The organism is Bacillus sp. FH (assembly GCF_052216825.1).
GTDB lineage: Bacteria > Bacillota > Bacilli > Bacillales > Bacillaceae_G > Bacillus_A > Bacillus_A paranthracis.
Window position 1 is genome coordinate 2,447,374 of record NZ_JBQOUU010000001.1, and the last position, 18,004, is coordinate 2,465,377.

The 18,004-nt window shown below is 38.8% G+C and carries 17 protein-coding genes; 2 read left to right on the forward strand and 15 right to left on the reverse strand.

Annotation, left to right across the window (positions count from 1 at the left end):
• Positions 1-5: 5 nt before the first annotated feature.
• The 10 genes from ACTT1L_RS12990 to nuoA are packed head-to-tail and all read right to left on the reverse strand — an operon-like array spanning position 6 to position 8,987.
• Positions 6-1,508 carry an NADH-quinone oxidoreductase subunit M gene (locus ACTT1L_RS12990; RefSeq protein WP_061185231.1) on the reverse strand — a complete coding sequence of 501 codons (1,503 nt, stop codon included), beginning with the start codon at positions 1,506-1,508 and terminating at the stop codon, positions 6-8.
• On the reverse strand, positions 1,505-3,367 hold the full coding sequence (nuoL, locus tag ACTT1L_RS12995; protein ID WP_442821940.1) for an NADH-quinone oxidoreductase subunit L: 1,863 nt from the start codon (positions 3,365-3,367) through the stop codon (positions 1,505-1,507). The genes ACTT1L_RS12990 and nuoL overlap by 4 nt, the downstream gene beginning before the upstream one ends.
• A gap of 29 nt (positions 3,368-3,396) precedes the next feature.
• The gene (gene nuoK, locus ACTT1L_RS13000; protein ID WP_000100078.1) at positions 3,397-3,711 is read right to left on the reverse strand and encodes an NADH-quinone oxidoreductase subunit NuoK; all 315 of its coding nucleotides are present in this window, start codon (positions 3,709-3,711) and stop codon (positions 3,397-3,399) included.
• Positions 3,704-4,228 carry an NADH-quinone oxidoreductase subunit J gene (locus tag ACTT1L_RS13005; protein WP_001012803.1) on the reverse strand — a complete coding sequence of 175 codons (525 nt, stop codon included), beginning with the start codon at positions 4,226-4,228 and terminating at the stop codon, positions 3,704-3,706. The genes nuoK and ACTT1L_RS13005 overlap by 8 nt, the downstream gene beginning before the upstream one ends.
• Entirely contained in the window at positions 4,225-4,644 is a 420-nt protein-coding gene (gene nuoI, locus ACTT1L_RS13010; RefSeq protein ID WP_000677191.1) for an NADH-quinone oxidoreductase subunit NuoI, read from the reverse strand. Before nuoI ends, ACTT1L_RS13005 begins: the two co-directional genes overlap by 4 nt.
• 25 nt (positions 4,645-4,669) lie before the next feature.
• Complete coding sequence (gene nuoH, locus ACTT1L_RS13015; protein WP_000573429.1) at positions 4,670-5,671, reverse strand: NADH-quinone oxidoreductase subunit NuoH; 1,002 nt, start codon at positions 5,669-5,671, stop codon at positions 4,670-4,672.
• Positions 5,671-6,771 (reverse strand): NADH-quinone oxidoreductase subunit NuoD, encoded by a 1,101-nt coding sequence (nuoD, locus tag ACTT1L_RS13020; protein WP_000621432.1) that lies wholly within the window; start codon positions 6,769-6,771, stop codon positions 5,671-5,673. The genes nuoH and nuoD overlap by 1 nt, the downstream gene beginning before the upstream one ends.
• Positions 6,772-6,775: 4 nt before the next feature.
• On the reverse strand, positions 6,776-8,113 hold the full coding sequence (locus ACTT1L_RS13025; RefSeq protein ID WP_442821941.1) for an NADH-quinone oxidoreductase subunit C: 1,338 nt from the start codon (positions 8,111-8,113) through the stop codon (positions 6,776-6,778).
• A complete protein-coding gene (nuoB, locus tag ACTT1L_RS13030; protein WP_000236331.1) occupies positions 8,110-8,628 on the reverse strand; it encodes an NADH-quinone oxidoreductase subunit NuoB in 519 nt (172 codons plus the stop codon). The genes ACTT1L_RS13025 and nuoB overlap by 4 nt, the downstream gene beginning before the upstream one ends.
• Positions 8,619-8,987, reverse strand: a complete 369-nt coding sequence (gene nuoA / locus ACTT1L_RS13035; RefSeq protein WP_000179275.1) for an NADH-quinone oxidoreductase subunit NuoA — start codon at positions 8,985-8,987, stop codon at positions 8,619-8,621. The genes nuoB and nuoA overlap by 10 nt, the downstream gene beginning before the upstream one ends.
• A gap of 290 nt (positions 8,988-9,277) precedes the next feature.
• Here nuoA and ACTT1L_RS13040 point away from each other — a divergent pair, with 290 nt between their 5' ends.
• Together ACTT1L_RS13040 and ACTT1L_RS13045 are read left to right on the forward strand one after the other, a co-directional pair.
• Positions 9,278-12,007, forward strand: coding sequence for a putative bifunctional diguanylate cyclase/phosphodiesterase (locus ACTT1L_RS13040; RefSeq protein WP_442821942.1), 2,730 nt, complete (start codon positions 9,278-9,280; stop codon positions 12,005-12,007).
• A gap of 89 nt (positions 12,008-12,096) precedes the next feature.
• Positions 12,097-13,253 (forward strand): IS3 family transposase gene (locus tag ACTT1L_RS13045; protein ID WP_442821943.1). Its coding sequence is split into 2 segments (ribosomal slippage): positions 12,097-12,349 and positions 12,349-13,253, totalling 1,158 coding nucleotides; the frame shifts between segments, so codons are not numbered across the junction.
• Positions 13,254-13,366: 113 nt separating this feature from the next.
• Here the strand turns inward: ACTT1L_RS13045 and ACTT1L_RS13050 are convergent.
• The 5 genes from ACTT1L_RS13050 to atpG form a co-directional block, all read right to left on the reverse strand.
• Complete coding sequence (locus ACTT1L_RS13050) at positions 13,367-14,020, reverse strand: DUF975 family protein (protein WP_000578699.1); 654 nt, start codon at positions 14,018-14,020, stop codon at positions 13,367-13,369.
• 47 nt (positions 14,021-14,067) lie between these two features.
• Positions 14,068-14,859: a DUF975 family protein gene (locus tag ACTT1L_RS13055; protein WP_000578798.1), complete on the reverse strand. Its 792-nt coding sequence runs from the start codon at positions 14,857-14,859 to the stop codon at positions 14,068-14,070.
• A 132-nt stretch (positions 14,860-14,991) separates the two neighbouring features.
• Positions 14,992-15,393 (reverse strand): F0F1 ATP synthase subunit epsilon, encoded by a 402-nt coding sequence (atpC, locus tag ACTT1L_RS13060; protein WP_000847211.1) that lies wholly within the window; start codon positions 15,391-15,393, stop codon positions 14,992-14,994.
• 20 nt (positions 15,394-15,413) lie between these two features.
• Positions 15,414-16,820, reverse strand: coding sequence for a F0F1 ATP synthase subunit beta (gene atpD, locus ACTT1L_RS13065; RefSeq protein ID WP_001032591.1), 1,407 nt, complete (start codon positions 16,818-16,820; stop codon positions 15,414-15,416).
• Positions 16,821-16,939: 119 nt separating this feature from the next.
• A complete protein-coding gene (gene atpG, locus ACTT1L_RS13070; protein WP_000157696.1) occupies positions 16,940-17,800 on the reverse strand; it encodes a F0F1 ATP synthase subunit gamma in 861 nt (286 codons plus the stop codon).
• Positions 17,801-18,004: the final 204 nt, after the last annotated feature.

Here is an 18,004-nt window from a genome sequence, read left to right on the forward strand (position 1 = left end):
CCACCCTACTTCACCCCCAATGTTTTCAATGTATTTTGAAGCGGATCCCCTAGTATTTCTGGCATTACTCCAATTGCAATAATGCAGAAGATAAGTAGCAAAATCGGGACATACTCCCATCCGTGTATATCAGCTTTCGCTTCCCACTCTTTCTTACCAAATGTTACTTGAAGGGTTGCTCTTAATACGTATACAGCAGTTAAAATGATGCCAAGTACTCCGGCCGCAGCAATAACTGGCTCCCCTTGGAATAAACCGAGAAAGGCAAGAAACTCGCTAACAAATCCAGACATTCCCGGCAATCCAAGCGATGCCATTCCTCCCGCTAAGAAGAAACCGCTAAGTACTGGTACACTTTTCGCAAGTCCGCCAAGCGCTGTAATATTTGATGTTCCAAAACGCTGTTCTATAACACCAAGTAAGAAAAAGAGTAAGGCTGCAATTAAACCGTGCGAAACAACTTGGAATAAAGCGCCTTGTGTACCTGGTGCATTTAACGCCGCAAGGCCCATTAATACAATACCCATATGCGAAATACTAGAATAAGCAAGCACCTTCCGAAAGTCTGTTTGAATGAGCGCTAAGAAGGCTCCGTACAATAAGTTGATAACTCCTAAAATCGCAATGAGCGTTGCAAACTCGCGAAAGTATTCCGGAAATAGTCCCTGTCCGAAGCGGATTATACCGTATGCTCCAATCTTCAATAAAACACCTGCATGAAGCATAACGACAGCCGGATGTGCTTCAATATGTACATTGACCATCCAGCGATGTAACGGGAAAACGGGTAGTTTAATCGCAAAAGCAATCATTATGCTAAGAAACAAGCCGAACTGTAAGCTATTTGGGACAGCCATTCCTCCACCAGCACCTACACTCGTTAATATTTCTTTAAGCTCTGTAATATTTGTTGTACCTGTTTTCGCAAATAAAACCGAGAAAACGATAAGCAAAATAGCGGAGCCAATACCGTTATATATTAAATAACTATAAGCAGCCTTTTCACTCGACAATTTCCCCCACTTCCCAATTAATAAAAACATCGGTGGCAATGTAATTTCAAAGAAGATAAAGAACAACATTAAATTTTGAGCAGCGAAGACACCGAGCATCCCTATTTCTAACATGAGTAACAGCATATAAAATGCTTTCAAATTCCTTTTAATCGTAAATGCCGCAATTGCTGCAAGCATCGCTAGAAGGGCCGTCAGTACCATCATAACGAGCGATAAACCATCAATACCAAGTTCGTAATAAATGGAAAACCACCTTTTATCCACCGCTGCAAAATCCCCAAATTTAATCCATTTCACTTTTTCATCAAATAGAGACAAACTCTTTCCAGAAGCATATGTACAAGCGAGGACGATAGCCATTCCGAATGGAAGCACCGTTCCAAATAAACCGAGCGCTCGCACTGTACGTGATTCTTTTTTCGGTGTTAATGTAAGTAAGAGAATTCCTAAAAGCGGGGAAAAAATGAAGAACGTTAATAACAAATCATTCATCGTAAATCCCCTCCCGTATAGAGCAAAATAATGAAGAGTACTGCAAGTGAAACAGCTGTTACAGTCCCGTACACTTGTACATTTCCGTTTTGGAGTCTAGAGCCAATTGCACTTATCCCTTTCACTAAACTCCCTATTAAAACGGCAATTCCTTCGACTACATACACTTCAAATAGGCGAAGCACATGAGCGATTCCTTTCGTAATAGGAAGCACCGTCATATTGTATAGTTCATCCACATAATATTTTTCTTTCAAAAGTTTATAAAGAGGCGAGTCCTCGCTACCAGCCCAATCTCTAGCAATAGATTTCTTGCCATATATGAAATATGCAAGAGTAATCCCTGTCAAAGAAACGAGCGTCGCAACAATCATAATCCAAACTGGTCCGTGTGCCTCTCGCACTTTAAATGCTACATCTTTCGTAAGCCAATCCCCGAGAAACGTTCCAAACCACGGTGTATTTATATAGCCTGCCACGACTGCAAGAACGCCAAGGACAATCATCGGATACGTCATGATGCGGGGCGATTCATGCACATCTTCCTTCGTCTTCGCTTCCCCAGTAAAGACAAGAAAGTATAGGCGGAACATGTAGAACGCTGTTAGGAATGCTGCAATTATCGCTAAGACGAATAAAACATAATTGCCGTTCATCCAAGCTGCCGCTAAAATTTCATCTTTACTAAAGAAACCGGAAAGGAGTGGCACACCACTAATTGCAAGAGTACCGATTAAAAATAAGGCACCTGTTACTTTCATCTTCTTCTGTAAACCGCCCATTTTATTAATGTTTTGCGTATGCACGGCATGAATGACACTTCCTGCCGCCAAAAATAGCAACGCTTTAAAAAAAGCGTGTGTCGTTAAATGGAACACACCAGCTACATAACCGGCAGATCCTAATGCAAGCATCATATACCCGAGCTGGCTAACTGTAGAATAAGCAAGTACTCTCTTTATATCCGTTTGTACAAGACCGATGGAAGCTGCAAAGATTGCAGTAAAGGCGCCAACAATTGCTACCGTCTGCATCGCCACCGCACTTGCTGAAAATAGCGGAAACATCGTTGCCACTAAATATACGCCAGCTGCTACCATCGTCGCCGCATGAATAAGTGCCGAAACAGGCGTCGGCCCTTCCATCGCATCCGGTAACCACGTATGAAGCGGGAACTGACCTGATTTCCCCATCGCCCCGATAAAAATTAATATCGCCGTTATTGTAATCATTGTCGGAGTCAGATCACCCGTATGAATCGCTCTAAAAATTGCGTCATATTCAAAACTACCTGCATGCCAGAAAATTAAGATCATCCCAATAAATAAACCGACATCGCCAATACGTGTCATAATAAAAGCTTTTTTCGCAGCAGCCTTCGCTTCTTCTTTAAAGAAATAAAAACCGATGAGTAAGAACGAACCAAGGCCGACTAACTCCCAAAATATATAAAGCTGTAATAAATTCGGTGATATAACAAGCCCGAGCATCGCAAATGTAAAGAGTCCTAAATAGGCATAAAAGATTGGTAATCTTTCCTCACCTTTCATATAACCTTTCGAATACACGTGTACAAGTAAACTCACAAGTGTAACGATAAACAACATTAAAGCCCCTAATGCTGTCACTTCAAAGCCAAATGATATATCAATATCTCCAGCTCTAAGCCATACCCACTTATGCTTCACTGGTACTGTCGTAAATCTTTCTATTAATACAAGTACCGCACATATAAAGGAGAGAAAGACGAAGAAAATACTAAGTACACTGCTTCCTTCTCTAATTTTCTTCCCGAATATAATTAATAACAAAAACGAAACAAGCGGGAAAAGCGGTATGAGCCATGCATAATCGATCATTGTTTCCTTCCCCCTTTTCGGTCACAATGTTATCCTTTGAGCGTATCCATTTCATCTACATGAACTGTCGTACGATTACGATATAAAGCAATTAAAATGGCGAGTCCTACCGCCGCCTCCGCTGCTGCTACAGCCATCGTAAACAGAGAGAAAATTTGCCCTGTTAAATTTGGGAACAAACCTAATTTACTAAACGCTACTAAGTTTAAATTGGCTGCGTTCAGCATTAATTCAATACAAACTAATACAATCACTGTATTTCGCTTCGTTAAAGCTCCAAACAAACCGATGCAAAATAAAATAATCGCAAGCGTTAAATACGCAGAAGCAGGAACGCTACTCATTGGAATCCTCCTCTTTCTCATCCTTCTTCGCAAGAATAATTGCACCGACAAGTGCTACAAGTAAAATAACTGAGGTTAACTCAAATGGAATGATATATTTTGAATAGAGAAGCGTACCGATTTGAAGTGTGTTTTTTTCATGGAGAGGTAAACTTCCTTGTGTGCTTTCATTTGCGAAATCAATATTGTTAACAGCGAAATACATAACTGCCCCAAATGCTACAACCGCAAAGAAGATAATCCATTTTCGAAGAGTAAGACGCGATTCATTTTCCGCGTTATGTTTCGTTAACATAATGCCAAAAATCATAATAATTGTGATCGCACCCGAGTAAAGTAAAATTTGTGCAACCCCGATAAATTCAGCTGATAAAAGAAAGTACAAACCTGCAATGCTGAGAAATGTTAGAACGAGAGCTAGCATCATATGCATGACCTTCGTTAAATTCAACATAAGAACGCCGCCGATAATTGCAGACAAGGATAGTATAAAGAATGCTATAAACTCGCCATTCATGCTTTATTCTCCTTCCTGACGTTTTCGTCGTTTTCATCAAGCCACTGCAAATTTTTAAATAAGTCATCCCGTGAATATTCCGCGAGTTCAAAGTTATTTGTCATAACAATCGCTTCTGTCGGACAAACTTCTGTACATAAATCACAAAGAATACAAATTTCAAAATTAATATCGTACGTGTCAATAATTTTTCCTTTTTTCGTAGGATCCGGATGTTTTTTCCCCGTTAACTGAATACAGTCTGTCGGACAAATATTGGAGCACTGGTTACAAACGATACACTTTTCTGGATAAAACTTTTGAATCCCTCGAAAACGATCTGGCAATGGCAACGGTTGATTCGGATAGTCATAAGTCACCTTCTTCTTACTCAAATTGCTTAATGTATATTTTAATCCTTTAAATAGCCCTTTCATCTCTTACTGGCACCCCCTTCATAGATTAGAAGAATAACTCCTTAATCAATGCCGTTAAGAAAATATTTGCAAGTGCAATTGGCAATAATACTTTCCAGCCAAATTCCATTAACTGATCACCTCTTATACGCGGAAACGTAACGCGGAACCAAATTAATAGAAAAACTACACTGCTAAACTTTAAAGCAAACCATACGGCACCTGGGATGAATCCAAGGAACATAACTGGATTCCATCCGCCTAAAAAGAGCACTGTAATTAAAGATGCCATCCCGAAGAAATATACGTATTCTGAAAGCATAAAGAACGCCCAGCGAAACCCTGAGTATTCCGTATGATATCCAGAAACAAGCTCCGACTCAGCTTCTGGTAAATCAAACGGCGTCCTATTTAACTCTGCTACTGCTGCGATTAAAAATACGATGAAACCGATTGGTTGCACGAAAATGTACCAAACATTTTCCTGCGCTGCTACGATTTCATTTAAATTTAAACTACCAGCTAACAAAACGATCCCAATTACACTCATTACGAGCGGAATTTCATAAGAAATCATTTGCGCCGCTGCACGCATCCCTCCTAAAAGGGAATATTTATTATTCGATGCCCATCCTCCGGTTACGACACCAATCGTCGTAATGCCAGAAACAGCAATGTAATACAGTAAGCCTACGCCAATATCCGCGAACTGAAATTTATCAGTAAACGGGATGACTGCAAGCACCATAAATGCTGGTGCGAACGCAATGACAGGTGCTAATATAAACAACGGTTTATCTGCCGCCTTCGGAATACTATCTTCTTTCAATAATAGTTTTAAAACATCGGCTACCGTTTGCAACAGACCAAACCGGCCCCCGACTTGGTTTGGCCCAATCCGCCCTTGCATAAAACCCATCACTTTCCGTTCTGCCAAAATACCATATGTAACGAAGCCAAGGACTGCAAATAATAGGAGCACCGCTAATCCGAAAAAAATGAAGAAATTCGTCCAGCTAGAAGGTGATTGTAAGAGCGTTTCAATCATTAGCCATCAACCTCCCCAAGTACAATATCCACTCCACCTAAAATCGTAATTAAATTGGCGATGTTTTCACCTTTCAATAACTTCGGTAAAATTTGCAAATTGTAAAAAGACGGCCTGCGAAACTTCAAGCGGTACGGCTCTTTCTTTCCGTCACTAGCAATATAGCAACCAATCTCTCCTCGCGGCGACTCTATACGGACGAATGCTTCCCCTTTAGGAGCCTTAATAATTTTCGGTACTTTCGCAAGTACTGCTCCTTCTTTCGGGAACTGCTGGACTGCTTGCTCGACAATTTTTAACGACTCCTCAATTTCCTTCATGCGGCAAACGTAGCGATCCCAAGCATCCCCCACGCTCCCAACAGGAATATCGAAATCAAAACGGTCGTAAATGGAGTACGGTTCATCCTTGCGAAGATCCCAGTTTACTCCGGTGCACCGCAAATTCGCTCCGCTTAAAGAATACGAAATCGCTTCCTCCGCGCTATATATACCAACGCCTTTTACACGATTTAAGAAAATCTCATTGCCGCTAACAAGATCATGATACCCTGCCAATTGTTCTCTCATATACGGAACAAATTCTTCCACTTTTTCAATCCAACCATCCGGTGCATCCCACTTTACACCGCCGACTCTCATATAGTTAAAAGTAAGCCGGGCACCGCATAATTCGTTTAATAAATTTATAATCATCTCTCGTTCACGAAACGCGTACAAAAATGGGCTGACCGCTCCTATATCGAGAAGATTTGTCCCCCACCAAACGAGATGGCTTGCAATCCTTCCAAGCTCCATTGCAAGCACTCGTAAGTATTCGGCCCGCTCTGGGATTTCAAGCCCCATCATCGTCTCTACAGCATGGCAAATGACGTAATTATTCGTCATAGCCGATAAATAATCCATCCGATCTGTATAAGGGATAATTTGCGTATACTGTAAGCTCTCTGCAATCTTTTCGGTCCCGCGATGCAAATATCCAATAACCGGTGTAGCTTCTTTAATAATTTCCCCGTCAATTTTAATAACGAGCCTGAACACACCGTGCGTACTCGGATGCTGAGGACCTACATTCAAAAGCATTTCTTCCGTACGGATCATTTAGCTACACCTCCACATCATACGGTTCATAATCTTTCCTAAGCGGGTGCCCTACCCAATCATCAGGCATTAAAATACGTGATAAATTCGGATGCCCCTTAAATACGATACCAAGCAAATCATACGCTTCCCGCTCTGGCCAATCTGCCCCTTTCCAAAGCGCTGTCACCGATTCCACTTGCGGTGCTTCCCTATCCAACTTCACCTTCACCGCTACTGACTGTTTCTTTCCATATGAAAATAAATGAACATACACTTCCATATGTGTCATAAAATCCGTCGCATGTAGCTCTGACATATAATCAAATGCAAGTCCCTCATGGAATCGCAGTAACTCCATTACTTCATAATATTTTGAGGGCTCCACTACAAGAGTTGGTACATCTTTGGAAAGTTTATTAATGTAGCAATCTACTAAAGCATCCTCTCCTACTTTTCCCTTAATAACTTCAACATACTGATTTAAATACGGTTGATTCACAGATGGCTCTTCCTGCTTCGTCTCTTCTTCCTTCTTACCTTCAGCACCCTTCATCTTCGCCCTTACAGCCGCTGCCGCTTTTGCCTTCGCTGCTGCAATTGCCTTCGCCTTTTCATCCCCCGAATCCCCATCACCTTGCGATGCTTTCTGCTTCGCTAACGCCGCTGCTTTTGCTTTCGCGGCGGCGACTGCCTTCGCTTTCGCCTTGGCCTTTTCTTCTTCCGTCACTTCTTCTGTTCCTTCTCTTTTTTGCTTCGCTAACGCCGCTGCTTTCGCTTTTGCGGCTGCTGCTGCCTTCGCCTTTGCTTTTGCCTTTTCTTCTTCTGTTCCTTCTTCTGTTCCTTCTCTTTTTTGTTTCGCTAACGCCGCCGCTTTCGCTTTTGCCTTTTCTTCTTCCGTCACTTCTTCTGTTCCTTCTCTTTTTTGTTTCGCTAACGCCGCTGCTTTTGCTTTTGCAGCCGCTGCTGCCTTCGCCTTTGCTTTGGCCTTTTCCTCTTCCGTCACTTCTTCTGTTCCTTCTCTTTTTTGCTTTGCTAACGCCGCTGCTTTCGCTTTTGCCGCGGCTGCCGCCTTCGTCTTCGCTTTGGCCTTTTCCTCTTCCGTTACTTCTTCTATTCCTTCTCTTTTCTGTTTCGCTAACGCCGCTGCTTTTACTTTTGCCGCCGCGGCTGCACGTCGTTTTGCTTCTTCTATAGTCATATCGTCATTTTTTGGTAGCGCTTTCTCTTTTTCGCGATTTTCTTCCTCAAGTTTACTTATTTCCACACCATGTTTCGCAACAAGACGCTTTCTCGCCTCTTCTTTCGCACGCCTAGCCGCTTCTCTTTTTAAATCCTCTAAATCTTTGTTAGGATCACTCATTTATTCGTCACCTGCTTTCCAGTCTTTGCTTCGTAACGAATTTTTTCTTTTAATTTATTAATTCCATAAATTAAAGCTGCAGGATTTGGTGGGCAACCAGGGATATACACGTCAACTGGCACAATTTGATCTACACCTTTCACAACAGCGTACGAATTTACATATGGACCACCTGCTGTCGCACAAGATCCCATTGCAATAACCCATTTCGGTTCAGGCATTTGGTCATATAAGCGCCGAACAATAGGAGCCATCTTCTTCGTTACCGTTCCCGACACAATCATAACGTCCGATTGCCTTGGTGAAGTCCGAAAAAATGACCCAAATCGATCTAAATCATAATGTGATGAACCTACTCCCATCATTTCAATTGCACAGCATGCCAGTCCGAATGTCATCGGCCATAAAGAATTACTTCTCGCCCATCCTTTCAACTGTTCCAATGTAGAAAAAAAGATATTTCGTTCTAATTCCGCTCGCTCATTTGGATGTAATTCCTCAAAATTTATAACCATTGTAACACCTTCTTTTTCCAAGCATACGCTAATCCAACTAGCAACATTACAACAAAGATGAGCATTTCAATCAGTGCAAATAAACCGAGGTTGTCATATGCAACAGCCCATGGATATAAAAATAAAGTTTCTACATCAAAGATGACAAACAATAAAGCAAAAATATAATAACGAGCATGAAACCGAATATTCGCATCATGAAAAGGCTCAATCCCGCTCTCATACGTCGTCGCTTTCGCTGCACTTGGTTTATTTGGGCGCAGCATCCTTCCTAATGTAAGAGCCACTACCGGCAGCAATATACCTAATAGCAAGAAAATCAAAACGATCATATAACTATTTTCATATACACTTGCCATTGTGAAACCCTCCCCCCTAAATTAAGAACAAGTTCACTTAGTAAACAATATGTCCTAGTTGCAGCAATTATTATTTTTAAATTTTTCTAAATAATGCAACTATTTTAATCATTATAGCAAACTTCAAATTCCTATGTCGATATGTTGGGGACAGAAACGAGAATTATTAAAATCTGTTTTTATAACTTGCTATACTTGCGCAAAATAAGTATATAGGTTATATATGTTTTTTAAGAAACTATAAAAAATACAAAAGAGGAATTTATATGTATATACCGTGGGTGAGATAGATGAAAAAACAAACACATGTAAGTATTCTTATAAGCATTACATTGCTACCTATAGTAATTCATTACGTGGCAATGCCTTTTCTATATGAATACTCATTTCCCTTTCAAATATTAATTGGAATGAGTACTTTATTCATTGATATTATCGCTTGTAGTTATATACTTTATTTTTCAAATATGAAAGAAGGGTTACCTCGTTTATTTTGGACGATATTATGCGTTGGAACTCTCTCTTATTTCATCGGGGATATCGTCGTTGCCTATCAACGTTTAATTTTAAAGGACTACTATACATTCGTTGATCCGTCCGACTTTTTTTATTTACTTTTTTTAATTAGCTTTGCATTCGCCTTTCTATATGAAATCATTTATAACCGAGATTTATTAGAAAAGCTTTTTATGATATGTGATATTTGTATTATTGTTACAGCACAATTCACTTTAAGTTACTACTTACTTATTGAAAGAACCATTCACATTTCTTCAACATCCTATATCGACATATTTGTTCAACTTACTTATCCAATGACCGATTTACTCTTTTTCCTCATAGGAATTAATCTGTTATTCAAGCCTTTATCTTTATTATCCAAAAAGGTTGGCGCACTTCTTGGCAGTGCTTTACTTTTATATGCTACTACAGATGCGATTTATGCTTATATCAAATACTTCATACCCGAGTATTCTATGTTTACAGTTACTCCTCTTTATCAAGTAACTTTAGTACTAGTAGCAATCGCATGTATTATCCATACAAAAGAACCTGAAAAACAAGAACAAGTGCTATTAACACCTAAATTTGGGGAAGCGATCAGATTATCATTACCTTATATTTCTGTCGTAATGCTTATTGTTTTCATATTAGTCGAATATGTTTTCGCGCCTATTGTAGTAATTGGGCTTATGATAACTTTCTCCTTCGTTCTCATACGCCATAGTTTAGTTCGAAAACAAAATAAAATATTATTATTAGCCCAAATGCAATTCAACTCAGAACTCGAAAAACAAATTGAACTGCGTACAGAAGATTTAGTAGAACAAAAAAATGAACTGTATCATAACCAACAAATGTTTAAATCTTTATACGAGCATCATCCAGATCCAATCTTCACATTAGATTTATACGGTAATTTTCTTAACGTGAATAACGCTGGTACGACTTTACTCGGTTATCAAACGAATGAATTATTAAATCAGCCTTACTATTCACTTACGTATGAAGAAGATTTGGAAGAAATCATTAATGCCTTTCATCGCGTAAAAAAGGGGAAATCTATTTCTTTAGAAATACGGGCATATCATAAAAATAGAGATATTTACTACTTGCATGTGACAGCTGTTCCTATCTTTTTAAAGGATCATATTTCCGGAGTTTATTTAATGATTAAAGATATTACGGAAAGCAAACAACAACAAGAACAAATTAATTTTTTAGCATATCATGATACACTAACAGAGCTTGCAAATCGACGTGCATTTCATCAATATGTAGAACAAGCAATTGCGCGATCCAAAATATCAAAAATGCCTTTTGCTGTTATGTTTCTTGACCTAGATCGCTTTAAAGTTATTAACGATACCCTCGGTCATAGGGTAGGAGACCTTCTATTAATTGCAGTAGCAAAAAGACTCGAAAGTATAGCGACACCAAATATGAAGCTTGCCCGATTAGCTGGAGATGAGTTCACAATCCTTATCGAAAATTATAAAAAGAGGCCAGACGTAAAAAAAATAGCTGATACAATTGTAGCAGCCATGAACGAACCATTCGAAATTGAAAATCAACATTTACAAATCTCACCGAGCATCGGGATTGCAATATATCCTGAAGCAGGTGAAGATCCGTTATCAATTTTACAACATGCTGATATGGCCATGTACGAAGCAAAAAATAAAGGAAAAAATGGTAGCTCTCTGTACACGAAAGAATTGTATAAAAAAACGGAACGAAAAGCCCGAATTGAAAAAGATTTACCACTCGCTTTAGTAAACGAAGAATTTTATCTCGTCTATCAACCACAAATTGATATTACGACGAAAAAGATTATTGGTGCTGAAGCATTACTACGCTGGAAACACCCACTCCTTGGTGACATTCCGCCATGTGAGTTCATTCCAATTGTAGAGGAGACTCCTCAAGTCATTCCACTTGGTCATTGGGTATTAAATGAATCTTGTCGTCAGCTAAAAATATGGCATACTTTTGGCTACAAAGATTTAAAAATAAGTGTTAACTTATCAGCTAAAGAGTTCCAGCAAAATAATTTAATCGAGAACATTTTACAAATAATAACAGACGTTAAAGTCGATCCAAAAGATGTAACACTTGAATTAACAGAACGAATTGCAATGATCGATGAAAAGGAAACGTTATCCAAGCTAAAACAATTAAAGGAATATGGTATTCAAACGTCCATCGATGACTTCGGAACCGGCTATTCTTCTCTCGCTTATTTATCTATTTTCCCTATCGATACATTAAAAGTACCGAGAGAATTTACACAACTAGCTGATCATCGACCTGAAGAGAGAGCCATCGTGTCCACTATCCTTTCCCTTGCAAATACGTTAAACCTATCTGTCGTTGCTGAAGGAATTGAAACAGAAAAACAACTTAAGTTTCTACAAAAGAACAACTGTAAATATATGCAAGGTTACTATTTCAGTAAACCACTTACTAGTCATCAATTTATAAAATTTCTACAAAAAACACCTAGTATGAACCAATAACTTGAAGTGAACCCGAATAGTGGCACATGAAAAAAACACCTCCTGAATTCGCATACTAAGTATGCAAATTCAATGGAGGTGTTTTTGGTTTGAAAACAAGAGTTCATTACCCAGAAGAAATAAAGTGGAAAGTGATTGAAATGAAAAAGGATGGATATTCCAATCGGATAATTATGGAGAAGCTTGGAATTAAAAATGTTTCCCAAATTAAGACATGGATGAAATGGTATCGTACCGGTCAAACGTACCGTTTTCAACAACCTGTAGGAAAACAATATTCTTATGGAAAAGGGCCAAAAGAGTTAAATGAATTGGAACAGTTACGCTTAGAAAATAAACATCTAAAAACAAAATTACTTGTATGGGGAAAGTATCTAGAAATCGAAAGGGGCTGAAACCAGAAACTGTAGTTACTTTATGGAACGATTTAAAAACAAAGCTAACGGTAAAAGAATTGTGTAACGTATTAGAATTACCCCGGTCCACATTTTATCGTTGGTTACAACGAACGGAAGATCTAAAAGAGGATATAGAAGAGAAAGTAAAGGATGTTTGTCTTAGGCATAGATTCCGGTATGGATATCGAAGAGTGACCGCTACTCTTCGAAAAATGGGACTGTGTGTCAATCATAAAAAAGTATTACGAATCATGAGACAAAATCATATTCTTTCAAAAGTACGTCGAAAGAAAAAGAAATATATCAATGGTGCGGAACCAATGGTAGCCCCTCATCGATTGGAGCGCCAATTCGATGCATCCAGACCAAATGAAAAGTGGTTTACGGATGTAACTTATTTATTATTTGGAGAGCGTACCTTGTATTTATCAACGATTATGGATGCCTTTAATCTTGAAATTATTAGTTGTGTCATCAGCGAGTCGCAAACACTAACATTGGCGATGAAGACATTAAAACAAGCAATGAGAGGGCGAAAAGTAAAAGGTGTCCTTCTTCACTCGGATCAAGGAAGTATTTATACAGCAAAAGAATTTCAAGCGTACGCCAAAGAAAACGGCATTATCACCAGCATGTCCCGGAAAGGAAATTGCCATGATAATGCCGTCATGGAAAGCTTCTTTGGTCATTTGAAAAGTGAAGCTTTCTATTCACAAAAGATAACAAAAGTATCCAACACAACTGTGCGAAAGATTGTGCTAGAATACATTCATTACTACAATTGTGTGCGAATTCAAGAAAAATTAAACCACCTATCCCCTAAAGAATTTAGGGAACAAGTGGTTTAGGTGTTTTGATTGGTGTCCCGTTTTCAGGGTTCACTTCAACTCATACTAGGTGTTTTTATCATGCTATTTGCGCACTACAAAGCTATTCATCGACGCAGAGTGTCCGACTCACTTTATAATGTCGGAATTTTTTTTTCGTAATATTCCTCTGCAATCTCTTCATAAAAAGCTGCTGACGTCGTATAAAAATATGGAATTAGCCATAAGAATCCAATCCCGAGTGTAATACAACTTAATATAAACCAACCAATAAAACTCAAACATAAAATGAAATACTCCATCTTATGTCCATCCATCATACGACGGCTTTCTGTAATCGCTTGATTTATAGAATACTCCGGGTGATCATTTATAATAAAGTACGTCATCGCATAAGAAAATGATTTAATAATGCCTGGGATAATGAACAGTAACGTCCATAAGAAAAGATAAAAATTTACTAATAAATATAATAAAAATGACTTTAAAAATCTCTTTCCCTCTGAAAACCAAATGAACACATTACCGATACTAGCTTGCTTTTCACGAAGGATATTTAAAGCAAGATAATATCCACCTAAAGTTAAAGGCCCAGTAACAAAAAATGTAAGGATATTTATTGAAATTGAATTTTTCGTTTCTTTCCAATCAAAAATTGAAGAAAATCCCCACTCAATACTAAAACTAAAAATCATGATTAGAATTGAAATAAGTAATGTCGCCCCGACAGCTAATCCCCATTTCCCTTCTAATGAATCTAATGCTTCTCCTTTTAAATCACCAATCATACGTAACCTCCTATACACAATAACTCTATTAGTATAGCATGTTCCTACTACAATTCATCTTTTGAAATATAGCGGTAAAAATGCGCTGTCGTTGTACTCACGTACGGACTAAGCCATAGAAAACCTATTCCAAGTGTAAAAATCGCTAAAATAGCCCACCCTATAAAGCTTAGCCATAAAAGAAATAGATCTAATTTATGCCCCTTCATCAGATTCTTACTTTCTTTCATTGCTTGCGAAACACTGTATTCCGGTTTTTCAACCATCACATAATATGTCATCGAATATGAAAAATACAAAATAGCCATTACAATAAACGAAATAGCTAATAAAATAAAGAAAACAATTATAAATGATGGATTTGCATTCTCATCAAGAAAACCTAATAGCCCAAATACAATCGTTCCTAACATCGGAACCCATATACCTGTATATAACAAAATTGCAAGCATAGCCCACATTGTTTTCATCATTCTTTTAAAGCCACGAAATCCTTCAAATAAATAATCCACTCTAGCATCTTCTCGTTTGCTTATTTGTAGAAACAAATTCGTATGACCATATGTGGTAATGCCATAAGCCGCATAACTTAAAATTATCATAAGGCAGTAAAAAACCCCAAACGTAATAGCAGCTCCAATTGCCATTGTTTCTTCTTCAATTGAACCAGTTAAAATAGATGCTAAAATAAATATTATAACTCCTGGAATTAATACTATAAGCATTACAGCCATTGAAACGACGTAACTTACAATATGATATAAAATCGTTGATCCAACACCTAGTCCCCATTTTCCTTTTAAAGAGTGCAATGCTTCTCGCTTCATTTCACCGATCATTTATTCATCCCCTTTATAAATTGTTGTACATTCTCTACTTATACGAGCACCAATATAATTATACCATTTTTGTAAAATTATCCATTAACTACATAAAAAAAATCCGTAAAGGCTTTGCCTTTACGGATTTTTTTATTTCATATCGGAAACGTTTAAACGGTTCACAGCGCGTTGTAATGCCATTTCTGCACGTTTAAAGTCAACATGTGCTTGTTTATCTTGCAGACGTTGCTCAGCACGACGCTTCGCTTCATTTGCACGATGGATATCGATATGGTTTGCTTCTTCAGCAGATGATGATAATACAGTTACTTTATCTGGACGAACTTCGATAAAGCCACCACTTACCGCTACATAATCAGTGTGTCCACCATTTTTCAGACGAACTGCACTAATTTTTAATGGTGCAACAGTTGGAATGTGACCTGGTAAAATCCCCATTTCCCCACTCTCTGCTTTTACACTTACCATTTCTACTTCTTTTTCGTAAACCGGTCCATCAGGAGTTACAATACTGACTGGAAATGTCTTCATACTTCGTCCCTCCTAAGGCCTTACGCCATCATTTTCTTCGCGTTTTCAATAACTTCTTCAATGCCACCAACTAAGCGGAATGCATCTTCTGGAAGGTCATCATATTTTCCTTCTAGAATTTCTTTGAAACCACGAACTGTGTCTTTTACAGGTACGTAAGAACCTTTTTGACCTGTAAACTGCTCCGCTACGTGGAAGTTTTGAGATAAGAAGAATTGAATACGACGAGCACGATGTACAACTAACTTATCTTCTTCAGATAACTCATCCATACCTAAGATAGCAATGATATCTTGAAGCTCTTTGTAACGTTGTAAAGTTTGCTGTACTTGACGAGCCACTTCATAATGCTCTTCTCCTACGATTTCTGGAGAAAGTGCACGAGATGTAGATGCTAATGGATCTACGGCTGGGTAAATACCCATTTGTGTTAAACGACGCTCTAAGTTTGTTGTTGCATCTAAGTGAGCGAACGTTGTAGCTGGTGCTGGGTCAGTATAGTCATCGGCTGGTACATATACCGCTTGGATAGACGTGATAGACCCTTTATTTGTAGATGTAATACGCTCTTGTAATTGACCCATTTCTGTTGCAAGTGTTGGTTGGTAACCTACCGCAGATGGCATACGGCCAAGAAGGGCAGATACTTCAGAACCTGCTTGCGTGAAACGGAAGATATTATCGATGAACAGAAGTACGTCTTGTCCTTGCTCATCACGGAAATATTCAGCCATTGTTAAGCCTGTTAATGCAACACGTTGACGTGCTCCAGGTGGCTCGTTCATTTGTCCGAATACCATCGCAGTTTTCTTAATTACGCCAGAATCGCTCATTTCGTGGTATAAGTCATTACCCTCACGAGTACGCTCACCTACACCAGCGAATACAGAGATACCACCGTGCTCTTGTGCGATGTTGTTGATTAACTCCTGAATTAATACTGTTTTACCTACACCGGCACCACCGAATAGGCCGATCTTACCACCCTTAATGTAAGGAGCAAGTAAGTCTACTACTTTAATACCAGTTTCAAGAATTTCTACTTTAGTAGATAATTCTTCGAATGCAGGTGCTTGACGGTGAATTGGATCACGGCGTACATCCGCAGGAACCTCACCATCTAAGTCAATAGCATCACCTAATACGTTAAATACGCGACCAAGTGTTGCATCACCAACTGGTACAGAGATTGCTTTACCAGTATCTTCTACTTCTGTGCCACGAACAAGTCCATCTGTGGAAGACATCGCAACTGTACGAACTGTATCATCACCTAAATGAAGTGCAACTTCAAATGTTAAGTTAAGTTCACCGTTTTCGTTGCTCTGTTTTACCGTAAGGGCGTTGTAGATTTCTGGTAGCTTTCCGCCATCAAACTTAACGTCTACAACCGGACCCATGATTTGCGTAACGCGCCCTTTATTCATCGGGTTCCCTCCTAGCTTTCTTTTAATTAGCTAACTTTCTACGAGCAGCTAGCTTTTCATTTTTTATTAGTTTATAGCTTACGCGACTCTTTTGACAGAGCCGCCTACGCTTTTTATTACTATTCTAACGCTGCTGCTCCACCAACGATTTCCGTAATTTCTTGCGTAATCGCTGCCTGACGCGCACGGTTGAATGAAAGTGTAAGTGAATCGATAACTTCCATTGCGTTGTCTGTAGCACTCTTCATTGCTGTCATACGCGCTGCGTGCTCACTTGCTTTACCGTCTAGTAATGCACCGTACACTAAGCTTTCTGCGTATTGTGGCAATAGTACTTTTAAAATTTCTTCTTCAGAAGGTTCGAATTCATAAGCTGTCGTCGGTTTATCAGACGCCACATCAGTAAGCGGTAAAATTTTATTTTCCGTTACTTCTTGTGAAATTTTACTTACGTAATGGTTGTAGTAAATATACAGCTCATCATAAGCACCATCTGCGAACATCGCAATTGCTCGAGAAGCAAGGTCTTTAATATCAGTAAATGATGGGTGGTCAGATAATCCAACTACTTCATCAATGATGTTAAAGCCGCGACGTTTTAAATAATCACGTCCTAGTCGTCCAAGCACAATAATTGAATATTGGTTTGAATCCATATTATGACGTTCACGAATTACGTTACTTACTGTACGTAATACGTTACTGTTATAACCACCTGCTAGTCCGCGATCAGATGTAATAACGATGTATCCTGTACGCTTTACAGGACGCGCATTTAGCATTGGATGATTAATTCCTTTACTTCCTTGCGCAATGCTCGCTACTACTTCTTGAATCTTTTCCATATACGGAACGAAAGATTTAGCATTTTGCTCTGCACGGTTTAACTTAGATGCAGATACCATCTCCATCGCTTTCGTAATTTGACTCGTTTTCTTTGTCGAGTTAATCTTCGCTTTTATATCGCGTAAAGATGCCACAGGTTTTCACCACCTTTTTTCCGGAAGTTGGCACGATTAGTAAGAATCCTCTTCCTAATCTACGTTGCAAGATATTCTTGCTCATGATTGAAGGAAAAGAATAGGTGCACCTACTCTTTTCCTTTACATAACCGTCAGCAATCTCAGAAATTGAGATGCCTTTATATATTATCTAGCTCCAGCGGCTTCCGCTTTTATTAATCT